The 17,445-nt window shown below is 59.9% G+C and carries 13 protein-coding genes; 3 read left to right on the forward strand and 10 right to left on the reverse strand.

Features of this window, described 5'->3' with window-relative positions:
• Positions 1-139: 139 nt before the first annotated feature.
• The 3 genes from Q668_RS06835 to Q668_RS06845 form a co-directional block, all read right to left on the reverse strand.
• On the reverse strand, positions 140-805 hold the full coding sequence (locus Q668_RS06835; RefSeq protein ID WP_022988856.1) for a LuxR C-terminal-related transcriptional regulator: 666 nt from the start codon (positions 803-805) through the stop codon (positions 140-142).
• Between the two features lie 42 nt (positions 806-847).
• Positions 848-2,797: an acetate--CoA ligase gene (acs, locus tag Q668_RS06840; protein WP_022988857.1), complete on the reverse strand. Its 1,950-nt coding sequence runs from the start codon at positions 2,795-2,797 to the stop codon at positions 848-850.
• Between the two features lie 207 nt (positions 2,798-3,004).
• Positions 3,005-4,543, reverse strand: coding sequence for a fatty acyl-CoA reductase (locus Q668_RS06845; protein WP_022988858.1), 1,539 nt, complete (start codon positions 4,541-4,543; stop codon positions 3,005-3,007).
• A gap of 461 nt (positions 4,544-5,004) precedes the next feature.
• Here Q668_RS06845 and Q668_RS06850 point away from each other — a divergent pair, with 461 nt between their 5' ends.
• A complete protein-coding gene (locus Q668_RS06850; protein WP_022988859.1) occupies positions 5,005-5,658 on the forward strand; it encodes a class I SAM-dependent methyltransferase in 654 nt (217 codons plus the stop codon).
• A gap of 50 nt (positions 5,659-5,708) precedes the next feature.
• Positions 5,709-6,716, forward strand: a complete 1,008-nt coding sequence (locus tag Q668_RS06855) for a DUF2156 domain-containing protein (protein WP_022988860.1) — start codon at positions 5,709-5,711, stop codon at positions 6,714-6,716.
• Here Q668_RS06855 and murI read toward each other — a convergent pair.
• On the reverse strand, positions 6,694-7,539 hold the full coding sequence (gene murI, locus Q668_RS06860) for a glutamate racemase (protein ID WP_022988861.1): 846 nt from the start codon (positions 7,537-7,539) through the stop codon (positions 6,694-6,696). The genes Q668_RS06855 and murI overlap by 23 nt on opposite strands.
• A 2-nt stretch (positions 7,540-7,541) precedes the next feature.
• Positions 7,542-8,366: an NAD(+) diphosphatase gene (gene nudC / locus Q668_RS06865; protein WP_022988862.1), complete on the reverse strand. Its 825-nt coding sequence runs from the start codon at positions 8,364-8,366 to the stop codon at positions 7,542-7,544.
• Between the two features lie 142 nt (positions 8,367-8,508).
• On the opposite strand from nudC, the gene plsB reads away from it, so the two are divergent.
• Positions 8,509-10,980, forward strand: coding sequence for a glycerol-3-phosphate 1-O-acyltransferase PlsB (gene plsB / locus Q668_RS06870; RefSeq protein WP_022988863.1), 2,472 nt, complete (start codon positions 8,509-8,511; stop codon positions 10,978-10,980).
• A 25-nt stretch (positions 10,981-11,005) separates the two neighbouring features.
• On the opposite strand, the gene Q668_RS06875 is transcribed toward plsB, so the two are convergent.
• From Q668_RS06875 to ppc, 5 genes are all read right to left on the reverse strand, one after another.
• Positions 11,006-11,842: a class I SAM-dependent methyltransferase gene (locus Q668_RS06875; RefSeq protein ID WP_052009684.1), complete on the reverse strand. Its 837-nt coding sequence runs from the start codon at positions 11,840-11,842 to the stop codon at positions 11,006-11,008.
• Complete coding sequence (gene tsaB, locus Q668_RS06880) at positions 11,805-12,506, reverse strand: tRNA (adenosine(37)-N6)-threonylcarbamoyltransferase complex dimerization subunit type 1 TsaB (RefSeq protein WP_022988865.1); 702 nt, start codon at positions 12,504-12,506, stop codon at positions 11,805-11,807. The genes Q668_RS06875 and tsaB overlap by 38 nt, the downstream gene beginning before the upstream one ends.
• A 36-nt stretch (positions 12,507-12,542) precedes the next feature.
• Positions 12,543-13,196 carry an adenylate kinase gene (adk, locus tag Q668_RS06885; RefSeq protein WP_022988866.1) on the reverse strand — a complete coding sequence of 218 codons (654 nt, stop codon included), beginning with the start codon at positions 13,194-13,196 and terminating at the stop codon, positions 12,543-12,545.
• 192 nt (positions 13,197-13,388) lie between these two features.
• Positions 13,389-14,771 (reverse strand): HDOD domain-containing protein, encoded by a 1,383-nt coding sequence (locus Q668_RS06890; protein ID WP_022988867.1) that lies wholly within the window; start codon positions 14,769-14,771, stop codon positions 13,389-13,391.
• Between the two features lie 13 nt (positions 14,772-14,784).
• Positions 14,785-17,430: a phosphoenolpyruvate carboxylase gene (gene ppc, locus Q668_RS06895; RefSeq protein WP_022988868.1), complete on the reverse strand. Its 2,646-nt coding sequence runs from the start codon at positions 17,428-17,430 to the stop codon at positions 14,785-14,787.
• Positions 17,431-17,445: the final 15 nt, after the last annotated feature.

The raw sequence follows: 17,445 nt of genomic DNA on the forward strand, positions 1-17,445 counted from the left end.
AAGAGGTCTACATATATGTGCTTGTAGCGTTTCCTGGGAGGGGCTCGTCACCTGCAGCACAGCTCCAGAACTCAAGGGCCCCAAAACAAAACGGGAGCCCAAAGGCTCCCGTTCTGAAACAAACTTAAAAGCTAAAACCTCAGCCCCCCGAAAGCGACTGCTCCGAAGGATCCAGCTCCATCTGCTGAATGGCAATCACCGCCTGGGTCCGGTTACGAACCCCAAGCTTGCGGAACACCGCTGTAATATGCGCCTTGATGGTCGCCTCTGAAACATCCAGATCATAAGCGATCTGCTTGTTCAAAAGCCCCTCGGCCAGCATACCCAGCACCCGGAACTGCTGCGGCGTCAGTGACGCAAGGCGCTCCGAGAAGTCCGTGGTTTCAGCCTGCATGCGTTCGATCTTGTCCGCTACGCCTTCCGGCAGCCAGACATCACCTTCCAGAACTGCCTGAATGGCCTCGGTAATGGTTGGCAGCGGTGCACTCTTGGGAATGAACCCGGAGGCACCGTAGTCCACCGAACGGCGCATAACCTGCAAGTCCTCCGAACCTGACACAACCACCACCGGCAAGCCCGGGTACTGGCCACGCATGAACACCAGACCCGAGAAGCCGTGGGCACCCGGCATATTCAGATCCAGCAGGATCAGATCGGCATCCGGGTGCGACTCTACCGCCGCCTGCAGGGCCTTGATGCTGTCGACCTCTACGGTCTCGGCATCCGGCACCGCCTGATTGACCGCCTGTTTCAATGCTGCCCGAAACAACGGGTGATCATCAGCGACGATAATTGTTTGTGTCATTCAACAGATTCCTCTCAGGTTAAGGGCTGTCGAGGGCCGGCGTTACCTGAACGCCCGGCTGTCGATCAGCTCATCCACTACGCCCGGATCAGCCAGGGTAGAAGTATCACCCAACTGATCGTGCTCGTTAGCGGCAATCTTACGCAAAATCCGGCGCATAATCTTGCCCGATCTTGTCTTGGGCAGTCCAGGCGCCCACTGGATCACGTCCGGAGAGGCAATCGGGCCGATTTCCTTGCGCACCCACTGCACCAGTTCTTTCTTCAGTTCGTCAGACGGCTCTTCGCCCTGAACCAAGGTTACGTAAACATAGATGCCCTGCCCCTTGATCTCGTGCGGATAGCCTACAACAGCGGCTTCGGCCACTTTTTCGTGGGCAACCAGCGCGCTTTCAACTTCGGCAGTACCCAGGCGGTGGCCGGATACGTTCAGTACGTCGTCCACACGGCCGGTAATCCAGTAGTAACCGTCTTCGTCGCGACGGGCACCGTCACCGGTGAAGTACATGCCTTTGTAGGTGCTGAAGTAAGTCTGGATGAAGCGCTCATGGTCACCGTAGATGGTGCGCATCTGGCCCGGCCAGCTGTCCATGATGACCAGGTTGCCCTCGGTCTTGCCTTCCAGGATGTTACCTTCGTTATCCACCAGCGCCGGCTGTACGCCAAAGAACGGCAGGGTAGCGGAGCCCGGCTTCAGGTCTACTGCGCCCGGCAGCGGGGAAATCAGGATGCCGCCGGTCTCGGTCTGCCACCAGGTGTCCACAATCGGGCACTTGCTGTTACCGATCACCCGGTGATACCACTCCCAGGCTTCCGGGTTGATGGGCTCACCCACAGAACCCAGCAGCTTCAGGCTGTCACGCTTGGTACCGCTCATGCAGGACTCGCCTTCAGCCATCAGGGCACGGATAGCGGTCGGTGCGGTATACAGGATGTTGACCTGGTGCTTGTCCACTACCTGCCCCATGCGGGAGCTGTCCGGATAGTTGGGCACACCTTCAAACAGCAGGGTGATAGCGCCATTGGCCAGCGGGCCGTACAGGATGTAGCTGTGGCCGGTTACCCAACCGAAGTCAGCGGTACACCAGTACACGTCACCATCGTGATAATCGAACACGTACTGGTGGGTCATGGAGGCATACACCATGTAACCACCGGTGGTGTGCAGAACGCCTTTCGGGGCGCCGGTAGAACCGGAGGTGTACAGCATGAACAGCGGATCTTCTGCGTTCATCGGCTCCGGCTCGCACTCGGCCGAGGCGTTTTTCATCAGGTCTTCGTAGCGGGCATCGCGGCCTTCGGTCCAGGGCACCTGGTCGTTGCCGGTACGGGTTACCACAATTACGCGGTCAACCTTGGCGTCTTCCTCGTGCTTGAGGGCGGCATCCACGTTTTTCTTCAGCGGGATGGCACGGCCGCCACGCAGGCCTTCGTCGGCGGTGATCACAAAGCGGGACTTGCCGTTAACAACGCGGGCTGCCAGTGCTTCCGGAGAGAAACCACCAAACACCACCGAGTGGATGGCACCGATACGGGCACAGGCCAGCATGGCAACGGCAGTTTCAACAATCATCGGCATGTAGATGGTGACGACATCACCCTTCTTGACGCCCTGATCTTTCAGTACGTTGGCAAACTTACAGGTTTCTTCGTGCAGTTCGCGGTAGGTGACGTTGCGGGAAACCGAGGGATCATCGCCTTCGAAAATAATGGCGGTCTGGTCTGCGCGGTCTTTCAGGTGACGGTCCAGGCAGTTGGCAGAGGCGTTCAGCACGCCGTCTTCAAACCACTTGATGGACAGGTTGTTGTAGTCGTAGGTGCTGTTCTTGACCTTACTGTAGGGCTTGATCCAGTCCAGGCGCTTGCCGTGCTCGCCCCAGAAGGTGTCCGGGTCTTCTACCGACTGGCGATACATGGCTTCGTACTGTTCGCGGGTAACCAGTGCGCGATCGGCCACTTCCGGACTCACCGGATATACCTGTTTATCAGTCATTGTGCTCCCCCTATTAAGAGTCTGTTGTCATTATGGGTTTTCAAAATTCAGGGTGGTGGGACTTTATCAGTCCTTCTTAAGACAGATACCCGTAGTTCAACATGTGTGCCACTACACAATGAATTAGACTAACGTCCAAATGGCATTCTCATAAGGCAGTAATCCGGGCCAGGACAGGTGCCTGGCCGGGCCCGGTGAGGTAGCGGCTCAGGCCGCTTTTTTACGCTGGCGGGAAGATTTCAGGCTGTAGACCTTGCGCTCTTTCAGCGCATAGCGGTTCAGGCCGGCAAGGTGGATTTTGCGCAGGTAGTGCTGCCAGTCAATCGCCTTGGGGTCAACCGGAAACAGGGCTTTGTCGGTCTGCCCCATCCGCTCGGCAAGGTCCTGCAGACGGTCGTTGCGGAACACATAATCCGGGGCGGTATAGAAACCGAAGATGGTCGCCAGGGACTGGGTGGTATCCAGGTTGCGCAGCCATTTCAGGTCCCGGGAGTTACCCAGCAGTTTCAGCACCCGGTCTGTGATGCTCAGAGGCAGGCGAACGCCGCTCACCACCAGGTCAAACAGGCCCCGGTTTACGGCCACAAAGGGCTTGCTCGGCTGGCGGTAGAACAGGTGGTCATAGGCGGCATAGTTGGTTTTCGATTCTTCCATCAGGTGATCGATAAACTGGCCCAGGGTAACCGGGTTGGAACCGCCACTGCAGCATTGGTAGATGTGCTGCTCACCCGGCTCGGCCAGGGCTTCTGCCAGCCCCATAATGATGGCGTTGGCCACCAGGTCGACCGGTATAACATCAATAATGCCGGAGCGCTTGCCCGGAAACAGGGTGACCTTTTCGCGGGCGTAGGCCAGGATGATGGCATCAGCCACCTTGACCCCTTCAATCCAGCCGGGCGCCGGTTCCTCCAGCGCACTTTCGATAATCGAAGGCCGCACGATGGTCAGGCTCCGCCCCTGCAGTGCTTTCATCAACAGCTGCTCGCCCAGCCACTTGGTGAAGGTATAGGTGTCGCTCCAGCCATAGCGGTTGGCCTCGCGAATGCCCAGCTCCACCAGTTTCTTTTCCAACGCTTTACCGGTGTAACGGGAGCGGACATCCTCGATCTTGTCGTGCAGCAGTCGCACCAGGTCTTCAATCTCGTAATAACCTTCGGGCGATTGCGGGATAGCCTCGCCTGCCGGCTTGATCACCGCCTCGGCCACCTGCCCGGAGTTCATGCCATTCACATAGCAGGTGGATACCTGCAACACCGCCAGGGCAGGATTCATGCGGGCCAGCTGTGCGATGTTTTCCAGGCACAGGGTGTTGATGGTCAGCGCCTTGTCGAGTTCTTCCCGGAAATTCACGCTGGCTGCGGAGTTGATTACCGCATCCAGCTCCATGGCCAGTTTGCGGCAGGCCGGCTCTCCCAGGCCAAAGCCGGGCTCGGTCACCTCACCGGTTACACAGTGGATGCGGTCTTCAAGGAAGGCATCGAATGCTTCGGTATCTGCCTCGCGGAGGCGATCGAACACCGAGGATGTGGCGATTTCGTTCAGAAAGCGGCTGCGGGCATTCGGATGGCGCTTGTTGCCGCGGATAAGCAGATAGATACCACCGATATCCGGAACCGCCCGGATCAACTTTTCCAGTACCACCTTGCCGAGAAAACCGGTTGTTCCGGTAATCAGCACTTTTTTGCCGCGTAACTGCTCCAGCACCCTTGACGATGCTTCACCGCCGCTGACCTGCCGTTTTGTCATGGTAGAACTCCTTCTCTGATCTTCACGTAGCCGGCAACGATGCCAGCAAACCGGTACCCGCATAATGCGGGCCACGAAAACGATATCGGCCAATTCTTGCACACCACAGGTGACAGGGTGGTGACAGACTGCAAACTTACACAACCCGGACCGACAATAAAATGACGAACCAAACTGCACATTATCAGGGCAGCTGCACCCTGCCGGCACACGACTCTATTCCCGAATTCATACTTCAATTATTGATTGTCTGACACTCTTATTATAAATATTGACGCAGTTTGCAAAGCGTTGCAGAGCGTTACTTTGTGTATCCGGAAATGCGGCCTACTGCACATATTTCGACCACAGCCTTCTCTAAGCTCGATCCATCACAACCGATCACCGCACCGGCTTACGCCGGATCAAAAACCACAAAAACGGTGACGGCCCCAGGGAACAAGAACGAAGGCTGCAGTGATATGCGCGACAAATATAAATACATCGGCCCTGTTTACGACTTTCTGAGCAACCTCTACAGCGGCAAGAATATCCACCGCTGCAAAACCGCCATGCTGGACGTGGAAACCGTGAAACCCGGCGACCGCATCCTGTTTGCCGGCGTTGGCCATGGCCGCGATGCCATTCGCGCCGCCGAGCTGGGTGCCGACGTGACCGTGGTCGACCTGTCCGAAACCATGCTGCGCAAGTTTGCCGAAGCCCAGCACAGCGAGGCACCAAACCTGACCATTCGCCGCATCCACAGTGACATCATGAAGGTGGATGAGTTCGAACAGTACGACATGGTGGTGGCCAACTTTTTCCTCAACGTTTTCGACGAAGACATGATGGTCAAAGTACTGGAACACCTGATCCGGCTCGGCAAGGCCGATGCCAAGGTGGTCGTCGGTGACTTCTGCTACCCCACGGGAAACCTGCTGTCCCGCCTGTTCAAGAAGATGTACTGGTATATGGCGGTGTTCACCTTCTGGCTGTTTGCCAACAACGCTTTCCACAAAATCTACAACTATCCCGAACACATGCAGCGCCTTGGCCTGCAGGTAACGGAAAAGAAAAAGTTCAAGCTTCTCAACATGGACTGTTACTGGTCGATTCTCGGGCAAAAGCAGGTCTGACCCCTGCCCGCCGACCAAAACAATAACAACCGGATAACGGGAGCTTCACCATGACCGATCAGATTCTCGCACTCGACAGCGTCAGGGACCTGGCCGATGGCCAGTTCTCCTTCTCCGAGCGGGTTAACTACCTGAAAAAGTACGGAGCCCACACCCAGTCGTTCTCCACCCTGCAACCGGGCATGCAATACTTTGACGTACCCGGCATGGGCTACATTGCCTACATGCGCAAATGGGGCGGCACCTTTGTTTTGTCTGACCCGGTCAGCGCGCCCGAACACTTCCCTGCCATCCTGGAACGCTTTCACCAGAAATTCCCAAATGCCTGCTACATCCAGGTATCCAAGCCGGTGGTGGATTTCCTGCACCTGCGCTTTGGCCTCTACGGCACCCAGTTTGGCAGCGAATCCCGGATCGACCTCCGCAAATGGAGCCTGAGCGGTAAGAAGAAGCAGATTCTGCGTACTGCCCTCAACCAGGCTGAAAAGAGCGGCATTACCGTTAAAGAACGGTTCAGTGACGACCACACCCGGGAAATTTCCGAGGCCTGGATTCGTACCCGCAAGTGCAAAAGTAATGAAATCCGTTTCCTGATCCGGCCGATGGAAATGGAGTACCGAGAGAACGAGCGCCACTTCTACGCCTACCAGGACGACAAGGCGGTGGGCTTTATCTACTTTGACCCGGTGTATCGCAACAACGAAATCATCAGCTATGTGCCCAATATTTCCCGGGCCAACGCCGATTTCCGCCAGGGCATTTTTTACACCCTGATGGCCCATGCCATGGACGTGTTCAAAGAAGAAGGCGTGCCCTACCTGGATCTGGGACTGATTCCGCTATCGCTGGATAAAACCACCGAGCACCAGGAAAGCCGGCTGCTGAAATCGCTGCTGCACGGAGTCTATGAGAAAGGAAACTTCCTTTATAACTTCAAGGGGCTGGAGTTCACCAAGTCACGCTTCCGCGGTGATGACTTCAAAACCTACTGCTGCCACAAGCGAGCAATTCCGGCACTGGAATTCCTGGCCATGTTCAAACTGACCCGGCTGCTGTAGCGCCGGGCCAGTGGCCAGTCACCTGCCCCACCGGAATTCCCATCTCAGCCAGGAACAGGTCCATCTGTGGCGCTACCTCGCCGGTAAAGCAGGCTTCCCGGACAATCGGCAGCCCTGCCTCCCTGGGTGTTTCCGCCTCTGGCAAACGCCCGGCTTCCTCCAGCCAGTAGGCCACCCTTCGGGCAATCGCCTCACCAGACTCTACCCAATAGCGCACGTCCGGCAGGCTTTTGCGTAACCAGGGCAGCAACAGCGGGTAATGGGTGCAGCCCAGCACCACGGTATCAACCCCCGCTTCCCGCAGCGGTTGCATGGCCTGGTCCAGATCCTGTTGAGGCGGCTCGGCACCGGACACCAGGGCTTCGGCCCAGAGCACCAGGCCCGGATGCCCCAACCGAACCACCTGGCAATCCACCGCAAACTCGCGCACCAGGTCGTCCAGGTAAGGTCGCCGCACCGTGGCCGGGGTAGCCAGCAAGCCGATGCGCCGGTTTTCACTGCAGGCGGCGGCGGGCTTCACCGCAGGCACCACTCCCACCACCGGAATGTCCGTTCTGGACCGCAGGCTCGGCAAGGCCACGGTACTCGCGGTGTTACAGGCGATCACAATGACATCGCAGCGCCACCGGGCCAGGCACTCCATGATCAGGCCACAGCTGCGCTCGATCACTACCTGCTCCGGTTTATCGCCATAAGGAAAGCCGGCGTTGTCAGCCAGGTAAACAAGCTCGGCCCCCGGCAAGGCCTGGTGAATGCAGGACGCCACACTCAGGCCACCCACGCCGGAGTCGAACACCAATACCCTGGGACATGCATCAGCCATGGTCAGTTACCCGACCCACCAGCGATTTCCTTTTTCATGGCACTGATCAGGCGGCCGGCAATGGTGGTTTCCGGCGGGATCGGCGGATGCTCCTCCGGCGTGAACCAGCCTGCTTCGGCCAGCTCGTCCTCCTGCAGCTTCAGCTCGCCACTTTTATAGTCTGCCAGGAAGCCCACCATCAGCTGATGGGGAAATGGCCAGTGCTGGGAAGCCTGGTAGCGGATATTGGTCACTTCCAGGCCGGTTTCTTCCATCACTTCCCGGGCCACGGCCTGCTCCAGGCTCTCGCCCGGCTCCACAAACCCAGCAATCAGGCTGAAGAAATTTCGGGTTACCCGGGCCGACCGGGCCAGCAGAAAACGGTCATCCCGGCGAATCACAGTAATGATGCAAGGGGCAATCCTGGGGTACCAGGGAATGTTACACCGGCCACACCAACGGGCGCGCTCCCGGGGATGCGGCCCCGTGCGCTCGCCACAGCGTCCGCAATAGCGATGGTCCTGCCACCACTGCCACACCTGGAAACCGGTACTGAGCAGTTCGGAGGGGGCATCAGGCGTATGCAACATGGCCTCGCGCAGGCTCAGGGTTTCCAGCCCGGGCAGGCCGGTGTCGGGCAATGCCGTCACATATAACCTGCGGCCGCCGACGGTGCCAAGCATCAGGGCTTCCGGCCGGCTGTCACCCATTTCCGGGCCGCCCCAGGTCAGAAACCAGCCGTCACCGGGTTTGAGAATGCTGTTACCGGCAAACGCCAGTAACAGGTCACCCGGCTCCGGCCCCTGTTCAGACCAACCCGGTACCCATTGCATGTTTTGATCGACCATACCCTTGCCTTGTACCTGCAGCGATTACGTTCCGTGGCAATGTACCACATCACATTCACCGGCCAGAATCGGCATAGCGCTTTCCGGCCCCGCTCCAACCCGTTAAACTTGGCGCCTGTTTCCAGCACCGGAGTAGCACCTTATGCGACTTTATCAGGGTATTCGCAGCCTGATCCTGTCTCTTTTCCGCAAGATCCTGTTCCTTTGGGTCAGGACGGATGTCAGCGGCAACACCCTTGAAGCCCTCGGCCTCGATCCGCAGAAGCCGGTGTGTTACGTGCTGCAATACAGTTCGCTTTCCAGCCGACTGGTGCTGGAGCAGGAGGTCATCCAGGCCCGGCTGCCCGGTGCCACGCCGGTCCTGCCCGTCAAGAACGGGCCATCCCATTCGTTTTTCTTTCTGTACAAGCGGATTGGCGGCCTGTTCCGCGGCGGCCGGCACAAGCCCGTTCCCACCAGGGAATTCGGTGACCTGGTCCGTTTCGGGCTGGAACACCCCGAGCAGGACGTACAGATTGTTCCGGTTTCCCTGTTCTGGGGTCGCTCTCCGGACAAGGAAAAATCCCTGGTGAAGTTGCTGCTGTCCGACACCTGGTCAGTCGCCGGCCGTTTACAGAAGTTCCTCATCATCCTGGTCCACGGGCGCAACACCTACGTGCAGTTCAACCAGCCGCTGTCACTGAACCAGGTGGTTGAGGAATACCGGGATAACGAACAGAAGGCCAACCGCAAACTGGCGCGCCTGCTGCGCACCCATTTCCGTCGGGTACGCCAGGCGGTACTGGGGCCAGACCTGTCCCACCGCCGCACATTGGTGGAAGGCCTGGTACGCACCCAGGCGGTAAAAGAAGCCATTCGCGAAACCGCCGCCAAGGACGATATTCCCCCTGAGAAAGTCCGGGCCAAGGCCTACAAGTACGCCGACGAAATCGCCGCCAGCATGTCCATTGTCACCATACGCTTCCTGGAACTGGTGCTGGCCTGGTTGTGGAACCGGATCTACAACGGTATTGCCATCAACAACATCAAGGTGGCCAAGGAAACAGCACAGGACAATGCCGTGGTCTATGTGCCCTGCCACCGCTCGCACATCGACTACCTGCTGCTGTCTTATGTGCTGTACAAGAACGGTCTGATGCCGCCCCACATTGCTGCCGGCATCAACCTGAACATGCCCGTTGTCGGGCCGATCCTGCGCCGTGGCGGTGCCTTCTTCATGCGCCGCAGTTTCCGTGACAATCCCCTGTACGCCACCGTGTTCAACGAATACATGCACGTGATGTTCACCCGGGGTTACTCGGTGGAATACTTCGTGGAAGGCGGCCGCTCCCGCACCGGCCGCATGCTGGCCCCACGGCCCGGCATGCTGTCGATGACGGTGCGCAGCTTCCTGCGGGATCACCGCAAGCCGATTGTCTTTGTACCGGTGTATATCGGTTACGAGAAAGTGATGGAAGGCCGGTCGTACCTGGGCGAACTCCGGGGTAAGAAAAAGCAGAAGGAAAGCGTATTCGGGCTCGCCAAGACCGCCCGCAAGCTCACCAACTCCTTTGGCCGGGTAGCGGTCAACTTCGGCGACCCGATTCCGCTAGCCGAGGTTCTGGACAACGTACACGACAGCTGGCGCGAAGAGGCCTACGATGCGGAATTCCGGCCGTCCTGGCTGCCGGATGCCGTTGACGCCCTGGCCCAGCGGGTTGCCAGCAACATCAACGCCTCGGTTGCGGTGAACCCCATTGGCATGACCGCCACCGTGCTGCTGGGCACCGAGCGCCTGGCCATGGACGAAGGCCAGCTGATCCGGCTGCTGGACCAGTACGCGAGCCTGCTGAAAGCCCGGCCCTACGCCGGCACCGTTACCCTGCCCGAGGGCAGTGGAAAGGACTGGGTGGCCTACTGTGAAAGCATGGGGCTGGTGTCCCGCCAGCCACAGAAGCTGGGAGACATCATCGGCCTGGAAGGCTCCAACGCCACCCTGATGACCTACTACCGCAATAACATCCAGCACCTGTTTGCCCTGCCAGCCCTGGTTGTCAGCCTGTTCGAAAACAAGTCCAGTCTGCGCCGTGACAAAATCGTCTTCCTGGCCAGCGTGGCCTACCCCTACCTGCAATCAGAGCTGTTCCTGAAATACTCGCAGGACGAGATCGAATCCGTCATTAACGACTGGATTGATGTGCTGGTTGACCAGGGCCTGCTGGTGACCCTGGATGACGAACGCCTGAGCCGGCCGGAAGAAGGCACAGAAGCAATGCTGCGGGCGCGTATTTTGTCCCGGTTTATTATCCAGACCCTGGAGCGTTACCACATTGCCCTGGGCATTCTGCGCAAATACGGTTCCGGCAAGCTGACCGCCGCCGAACTGGAAGAACAGAGCACCCTGCTGGCCGAGCGGATGTCTATCCTGTTCGGGCTGAATGCCCCGGAATTCTTCGACAAGACCCTGTTCCGGAACTTCATTGCCAACATGCAGAAGGAAGGGGTTCTGACCACCGACGACAACGGCCTGCTGTGTTATGGCGAAGGCCTGGATGAGGTGGCCGAGGACGCTCGTCTGGTATTGAGTGTAGAGAAACGCCAGGCCATCCAGCAGGTCACCATGCTGGACGCCTGAAGCCGGTTGCCGGTTTGGGTCAGCCTCAGGCCGGCAGGGCTTTCAGGGAATAGATATCGTAGCGGCTGCTCTTGCCTTCGATGCGGGTAGCCGGTTCCGGACCTTCTACGGCCGGGGCCTTGCGGGGGCGTTTGACCACCACCCGGTAACGGGCAGCCTTCAGTGCCGCTTGCAGTAATTGAGCTGAATCATCGTCGTCGCCCACCACCTGCCGGAACACCTGCATTTCTTTTTTCACCAGGGCCGACTTGTCCCGATGCGGGAACATAGGGTCCAGGTAAACCACATCCACCGATTCCGGGTCAGCCTGCGCCAGCCAGTCAATGGAGCTGCCGGCTTCCAGGGTCATCCTGGCCACCACTGGCGAACAGTCCGGATTCAACGCAGCCCGGGCCAGACCATCGGCCAGCAAGGCGTGGATCACCGGGTTTCGCTCCAGCAAGGTGACGCGGCAGCCCAAGCCTGCCAGTACAAAGGCGTCCTGCCCCAACCCGGCCGTGGCATCCAGAACGTGTAAACCTGCGCGGGTCTTCTGCAAACCCACTGCCCTGGCGACCAGCTGGCCCGTGCCGCCACCGTGTTCACGGCGATAACCCATCTTACCGGTAACAAACTCGGCCCGTACCGGGCCAGGCGCACCTTTACCGGTGATCTGCAGGGCCAGGCCCTGGTCGTCGGAATACAGAAGAATGGAGTAATCACGAACCTGTTGCGGCTTGACGACGCCCAACCAGGGCAATGCCAGTTCCTCAGCCAGCGCTCGGGCCTGGTGCTGGTCACCCAGCGGGCTGCAGGCCACCGCAAGGGTGCCTGGCACGGAAGGCTCAGTCACGGCCTGGCAGCTTTTTCCAGGCGACTTCATCGCGGATATAAACCGGCTGGGCCTGCTCCGCCGGCACCGCCTCACCCTGGCGGTAGCCCTGTTCCGCCAACCGGACAACTTCACAGGCCCGGGGTACCAGGGTGTCATCAACCACAGCGACGGTTTCCGCTACATCCGCAGGCATGTCACCGGCGAAGGCCCAGCCGGAACCAACACCGATCCAGCGATCTGCACTGACATCCGGCAGGCTGACTGCCGATGGCGCGCATACCCGCTCGTCTGCCAGCAACACCGGCAGGCCGTCACGGCACTGGAAAGTGCCCCAGTAGACTTCACCCATGCGGGCGTCGAAAGCTACGGCTACGCAGGCCCCTTCGGGCAATTGATGCTTGTCGATGGCTTGCAGCGCAACAGCAGCCAGGGAAGATACCGGCACCACAGGGATATCCAGCCCCCAGGCCAGGCCCTGAACCACGCCGGTGGCAATGCGTAAGCCGGTGAAAGAGCCCGGCCCCCGGGCAAACGCCAGGGCATCCAGGCCAGAAGGAGTGAGCCCCTGCTCCGCGAGCAACTCGCGCACCATGGGTATCAGAAGACGGGTGTGGCCCCGGGGGGCCACTTCAAAGCGCTCGGTAATATGGCCATCCAGCCAGAGCGCGGCGGAGCAGCCTTCGGAAGACGTATCCAGTGCCAGTAACTTCACAGAATCAGTGCCTCCGGGGCCGCTCCGGCCTTGATATTACTTGAGTTGGGACAGGATCTGGTCGCGGATGCTGTCCAAGCTGCCAACACCTTCTACGCGCACGTACTTGGGTGCTTCAGACGGCGCCTTACCGGCCCAGTCCTGATAGAAACCGATCAGCGGAGCGGTCTGGTCGTGGTAGATACCCAGGCGCTTGCGTACAGTTTCTTCCTTGTCATCTTCACGCTGAACCAGAGGCTCGCCGGTTTCATCGTCTTTGCCTTCTACCTTGGGCGGATCGTATTTCACGTGATAGATGCGACCACTGCCTTCGTGCACACGACGGCCAGACAGGCGGCTGACAATTTCTTCGTCTGCTACGGCAATCTCGACCACGTAATCAATGGCAATGCCCTGTTCCTTGAGCGCTTCGGCCTGGGGAATAGTGCGCGGGAAACCGTCCAGCAGGAAGCCGTTCTTGCAGTCCGGCTGCTGGATGCGCTCTTCGATCAGCGCGATGATGATGTCGTCAGATACCAGGCCGCCGGAAGCCATGACTTCCTTTACCTGCTTGCCCAGCTCGGACTCGGCTTTGACCGCGGCCCGCAGCATGTCACCGGTGGAGATCTGGGGGATCTCGAAACGCTCGGTAATAAACTGGGCCTGGGTACCCTTACCCGCGCCTGGCGCGCCTAACATAATGATTCGCATAACGTTGTGCTCCCGTTGTCTTATATTATCGTTTGAAAAACTGCGGCAAAGACCCCTGCCTTTGCGGCAACCTCTCAACAGGATTCCAGTGGGTTAACGGCACACCTGCCCAGAATCGAGGCCGCATTATACGAAGTCAGACCCCGCATAGAAAGTCGACCTCCGTATCATTGGATGAGTAACTGACTGAACTCAAGGTTCGAGGGGGGTTATCAGGGCGTCCAGATCCGCCGACAAACTGCTGATTTCCTGCTGCACTTCTTCCAGTGCCACCGACCCCAGGCCAAGGGCATCGGTCAGTGCCGGTATATCATCCGGGCTGAGCTCGTCGCCGATCCCGCGCTTTTTCAGCAGGCCGTTGGCCAGCAATACCATCCGCACGTAGTCTTCATCAGCGCCCTGATAGTCCGGGCTCTGGTGCAGGCCTGCGGCCTTGATGACCGGCTCCGGCAACTGCCATAAGCGGTACAGCAATCCGCCCAGGGTCGCATGCCCCATGGGTACGGTGTCGCCACCCTCGCCGGAGCCAAACACTTCACGCTCCAGCGAACGCATGTCGCTTTCCGGATTGATTTCCCGCAGCGCCTGCAATTCACGGAATTCGGACGGATACAGCCAGGCAATCAGCAGCAAACCGAAGTTGTGGAGCAGGCCGCACAGGTAGGCCATATCCTGGTCAAGCTCCAGCCGCTCCGCCAGTGCACGGCACATAAACGCGCAATACAGGGAATGGCGCCACAGGCTGTTGATGCCCAGCGCGCCGTCCCGGGCAACCCTGAACGAACGCACACCAGCTGCACCGCGGGCCACATGGGCCAGACGGTCCGCCCCCATCAATTCTATCGCCTCCGCCAGGGATCCGTTCTGGCGGGTCTGCCCGAACAATCCGGAACGGGCGTACCTCAGTACCTGGGCCGCCAGGCCCGGGTCGATACCGACCAGGTTCGCCAGTTCATCACCGTGCTGCTCCGGGTCTTGTGCCAGTTCCGCCATCCGGCCGGCCAGTGCCGGCATGGGCGGCAGCCGGGTAAGGCCTTTCAGGCGGTCTGCCACCTTGTTCAGGGTCGGGGTGGCACCGGCTTCATCATCGCCGCCGTTACCCGCTTCATTACCGGTGAAATCCATTCTCCGGGCGTTGCCCAGGGCACGCTGGAATTCCTCGCCAGCCATCTGTATCAGAACCTGCTCACTACCCGAGGTAAAACACACTTGCCGGGCACCGTAGATGTCTTCATCCACCAGCACGTCCAGGTCCCAGGCCGCGCCCACCGGCGGAATAAAGCCGGGATGGCAATCGTCAAAGAAGCTGGCGGCCTGCAAAGGCTCCAGCTGCTGCAAGGGCCGGCCCGTGACTTTGCGCAGCTGCGCAAGCGAAGGCGGATTTCCGGCCCGGTGCACCACCATCAACAGGCCGCTTACATCGATCAGTACCGTGGCCACGGCAAAGTCAGCCGCCTGCCCGGACGCCTTGATCGCCTCATCCAGGTTGGTAACCGGCGCAATATCCACCGGTGTCCAGGCCAGCCCACGGCGGGCGAAGTATTGTTCCAGTCGCTCGGATACGTTCAAACGCATTGTCTCCCCGGCATCAGCCCGTGTTACGCATGCCGGCAGCAATACCGGCCATGGTGACTTTCAGGGCCCGCTCGACCATCTCCGGCACCTCGCCTTTGTCTTCGCTTTCCCGGTCACGCCGCAGCAGCTCGGCCTGTAGGTAGTGCAGCGGGTCGGTGTAGGGGTTGCGCACTTTCATGGAGTGGGCGAACACCGGTTCGCTTTCCAGCAGTTCCTGCTGCTCCTTGAGCTCCAGCAAGCGCTCAATGCATCCGGTCAGCCGTTCCCGAAGGCTGGCGCCCAGTGCCTTGAGCTTGTCGTCTTCCACCAGGGTCTGCTCGTAATAGCTCGCAATGCGCAGGTCAGCCTTGGCCAGTACCATCTCGAGCATATCCACATAGGTGCGGAAGAACGGCCAGCCGCGCATCATTTCCCGAAGTTCCGGCAGGCGCTCTGCCTTTGCCGCTTCTTCAAGTGCCACATCGCTGCCCAGCCAGCTTGGCAGCATCAGGCGCATCTGGGTCCAGGCAAAGATCCAGGGAATGGCCCGCAGGCTTTCCACTCCACCCGTGGGCTTGCGGCGGGCCGGACGGCTGCCCAGGGCCAGTTTGCCCAGGGCCGTTTCCGGCGTAACCTGGCGGAAATAAGGCACAAAATCCGGATTCTCCCGAACCACATCCCGATAGGCCTTCAGGGACCTTTCAGTCAGCCAGTCCATGGTTTCGCGCCAGCTGTCTTCCGGCTCCGGTGGCGGCGCCAGGGTGGCCTCGATAACCGCCGTGGTGTACAGGGTCAGGCTCTGCACCGCCAGCCGGGGCAAGCCGAACTTGAAGCGGATCATCTCGCCCTGCTCGGTAATCCGGAAACTGCCGTTTACTGACCCCGGGGGCTGGGACAGGATCGCCCGGTTGGCAGGACCACCACCCCGGCCTACCGTACCGCCGCGGCCATGGAACAGGGTCAGGTGCACGCCATACTGGCCAGCCACCCGGGTCAGCTTCTCCTGGGCCTGGTACTGGGCCCAGGCGGCCATCAGCTGGCCTGCGTCCTTGGACGAATCCGAGTAGCCGATCATCACTTCCTGACGGCCCTGACAGTATTCGCGATACCAGTCCACCTCGTACAGGGCGGCCATGCTGTCCGGCGCGCCCTGCAGATCGCTCAGGGTTTCGAACAGCGGCACGACCCGCATCGGGAACTTCATGCCGGCTTCGCGCAACAGCAGGATTACGCTCAGCACATCCGATGGCGTGCTCGCCATGGAAATCACATAAGAGCCCAACGCTTCCGGGGTTTGCTGCGCCACCACTTCGCAGGTAGCCAGCACTTCCCGGACCGGCTCCGAGGGTTCCCAGTTTCTGGGCACCAGCGGCCGGCGGCCCTGCAGTTCACGCAACAGGAACTCCTGGCGCTGCTGCTCCGGCCAGGACGAGTAATCACCCAGCCCCAGATACTCCACCATTTCCGCGACGGCTTCGGCATGGCGGGTGGCTTCCTGGCGGATATCCAGCCGGATCAGCGGCAGCCCGAAGGTGTGGGCCCTGCGAATGGTGTCCAGCAGCGGTCCGTTGGCAATGTGTTCAAGGCCGCATTGCACCAGCGAGCGGTAACACAGCTCCAGCGGTGCGGTCAGGTCTTCGTTTTCGAACAGGATGTCAGTGCTGTCGGCCGGATCGCCCTTGACGCTGGCCTCGGCCCAGTCCCGGGTGCGGATCAGCCGGTCCCGCAACTGCGCCAGTACCTGACGGTACGGCTCCCGGGAGTCACCGGTGACTGCCTGCAATTCAGCACTGGCCTGCCACATGGACAGCTCGGCTCTCAGGGACTGGATATCACGCAGGTACAGGTCGGCCGCCATCCAGCGCCCAAGCAGAAATACCTGCCGGGTCACATCGTGGGTGACGTTGGGGTTACCATCCCGGTCGCCGCCCATCCACGAGGCAATCTGCACCGGGGTCGCCTGCAGCGGCAACCCCTTGCCGGTAGCACCCTCCAGGGAGGTATCCAGGCTGCGCAGAAACTTCGGCAGCGCCTGCCAAAGGCTGTTTTCAATCACCGCAAACCCCCACTTGGCTTCATCGACCGCGGTGGGCCGCTCGTGGCGGATTTCGTCGGTGTGCCAGGCTTCGGCGATCAGCTGCGACAAACGGTCTGTGATTTCGCCCCGTTCCGCCGGCATCAGGTCGTCATGGTCCAGCCGGGCCAGGCAGTCTGACATTTCGTCGTATTTCAGGATCAGGGTACGGCGGGCCACTTCGGTGGGGTGTGCGGTGAGCACAAATTCGATGCGCAGGTCGGCCACGCGGCGGTGCAGTTCTTCCGGGTCAACGCCGCCGGATTTCAGCCGTTCGAAGACTTCGCTCAGGGATTCCACCATCAGGTCAGACGGGTGCCCCTGCTTACGGCGAATGCCGTGATACTGTTCCGCCAGGTTGGCCAGGTTGAGAAACTGGTTGAAGGCGCGGGTCACCGGCAGCAGCTCATTATCGCTGAGCTGACGCAGCAGGGTTTCAAGCCGCTGGCCGGAACCGCTTTCCTGGCGGCGATCGGCCTTTGCCGCCGCCCGGATTTGCTCGATCAGGTCGAAGCACTCCTGCCCAGGCTGCTGCAGAATGCTCTGGCCGAGCAATTCACCCAGTAAACGTACGTTCTCTCGCAGATCGGGATGCAGTTCTGTCACAGCGGGTTCCTTCTG

It is taken from the genome of Marinobacter sp. ES-1 (genome assembly GCF_000475255.1).
GTDB lineage: Bacteria > Pseudomonadota > Gammaproteobacteria > Pseudomonadales > Oleiphilaceae > Marinobacter > Marinobacter vinifirmus.

Excerpts from the sequence above, each read along its gene's own strand:
- Q668_RS06890 (WP_022988867.1), bottom strand. The coding sequence starts at position 14,771 with ATGCGTTTGAACGTATCCGAGCGACTGGAACAATACTTCGCCCGCCGT.
- adk (WP_022988866.1), bottom strand. The coding sequence starts at position 13,196 with ATGCGAATCATTATGTTAGGCGCGCCAGGCGCGGGTAAGGGTACCCAG.
- acs (WP_022988857.1), bottom strand. The coding sequence starts at position 2,797 with ATGACTGATAAACAGGTATATCCGGTGAGTCCGGAAGTGGCCGATCGC.
- Q668_RS06855 (WP_022988860.1), top strand. The coding sequence starts at position 5,709 with ATGACCGATCAGATTCTCGCACTCGACAGCGTCAGGGACCTGGCCGAT.
- murI (WP_022988861.1), bottom strand. The coding sequence starts at position 7,539 with ATGGCTGATGCATGTCCCAGGGTATTGGTGTTCGACTCCGGCGTGGGT.
- plsB (WP_022988863.1), top strand. The coding sequence starts at position 8,509 with ATGCGACTTTATCAGGGTATTCGCAGCCTGATCCTGTCTCTTTTCCGC.
- Q668_RS06835 (WP_022988856.1), bottom strand. The coding sequence starts at position 805 with ATGACACAAACAATTATCGTCGCTGATGATCACCCGTTGTTTCGGGCA.
- Q668_RS06850 (WP_022988859.1), top strand. The coding sequence starts at position 5,005 with ATGCGCGACAAATATAAATACATCGGCCCTGTTTACGACTTTCTGAGC.
- nudC (WP_022988862.1), bottom strand. The coding sequence starts at position 8,366 with ATGGTCGATCAAAACATGCAATGGGTACCGGGTTGGTCTGAACAGGGG.
- Q668_RS06845 (WP_022988858.1), bottom strand. The coding sequence starts at position 4,543 with ATGACAAAACGGCAGGTCAGCGGCGGTGAAGCATCGTCAAGGGTGCTG.
- Q668_RS06875 (WP_052009684.1), bottom strand. The coding sequence starts at position 11,842 with ATGAAGTCGCCTGGAAAAAGCTGCCAGGCCGTGACTGAGCCTTCCGTG.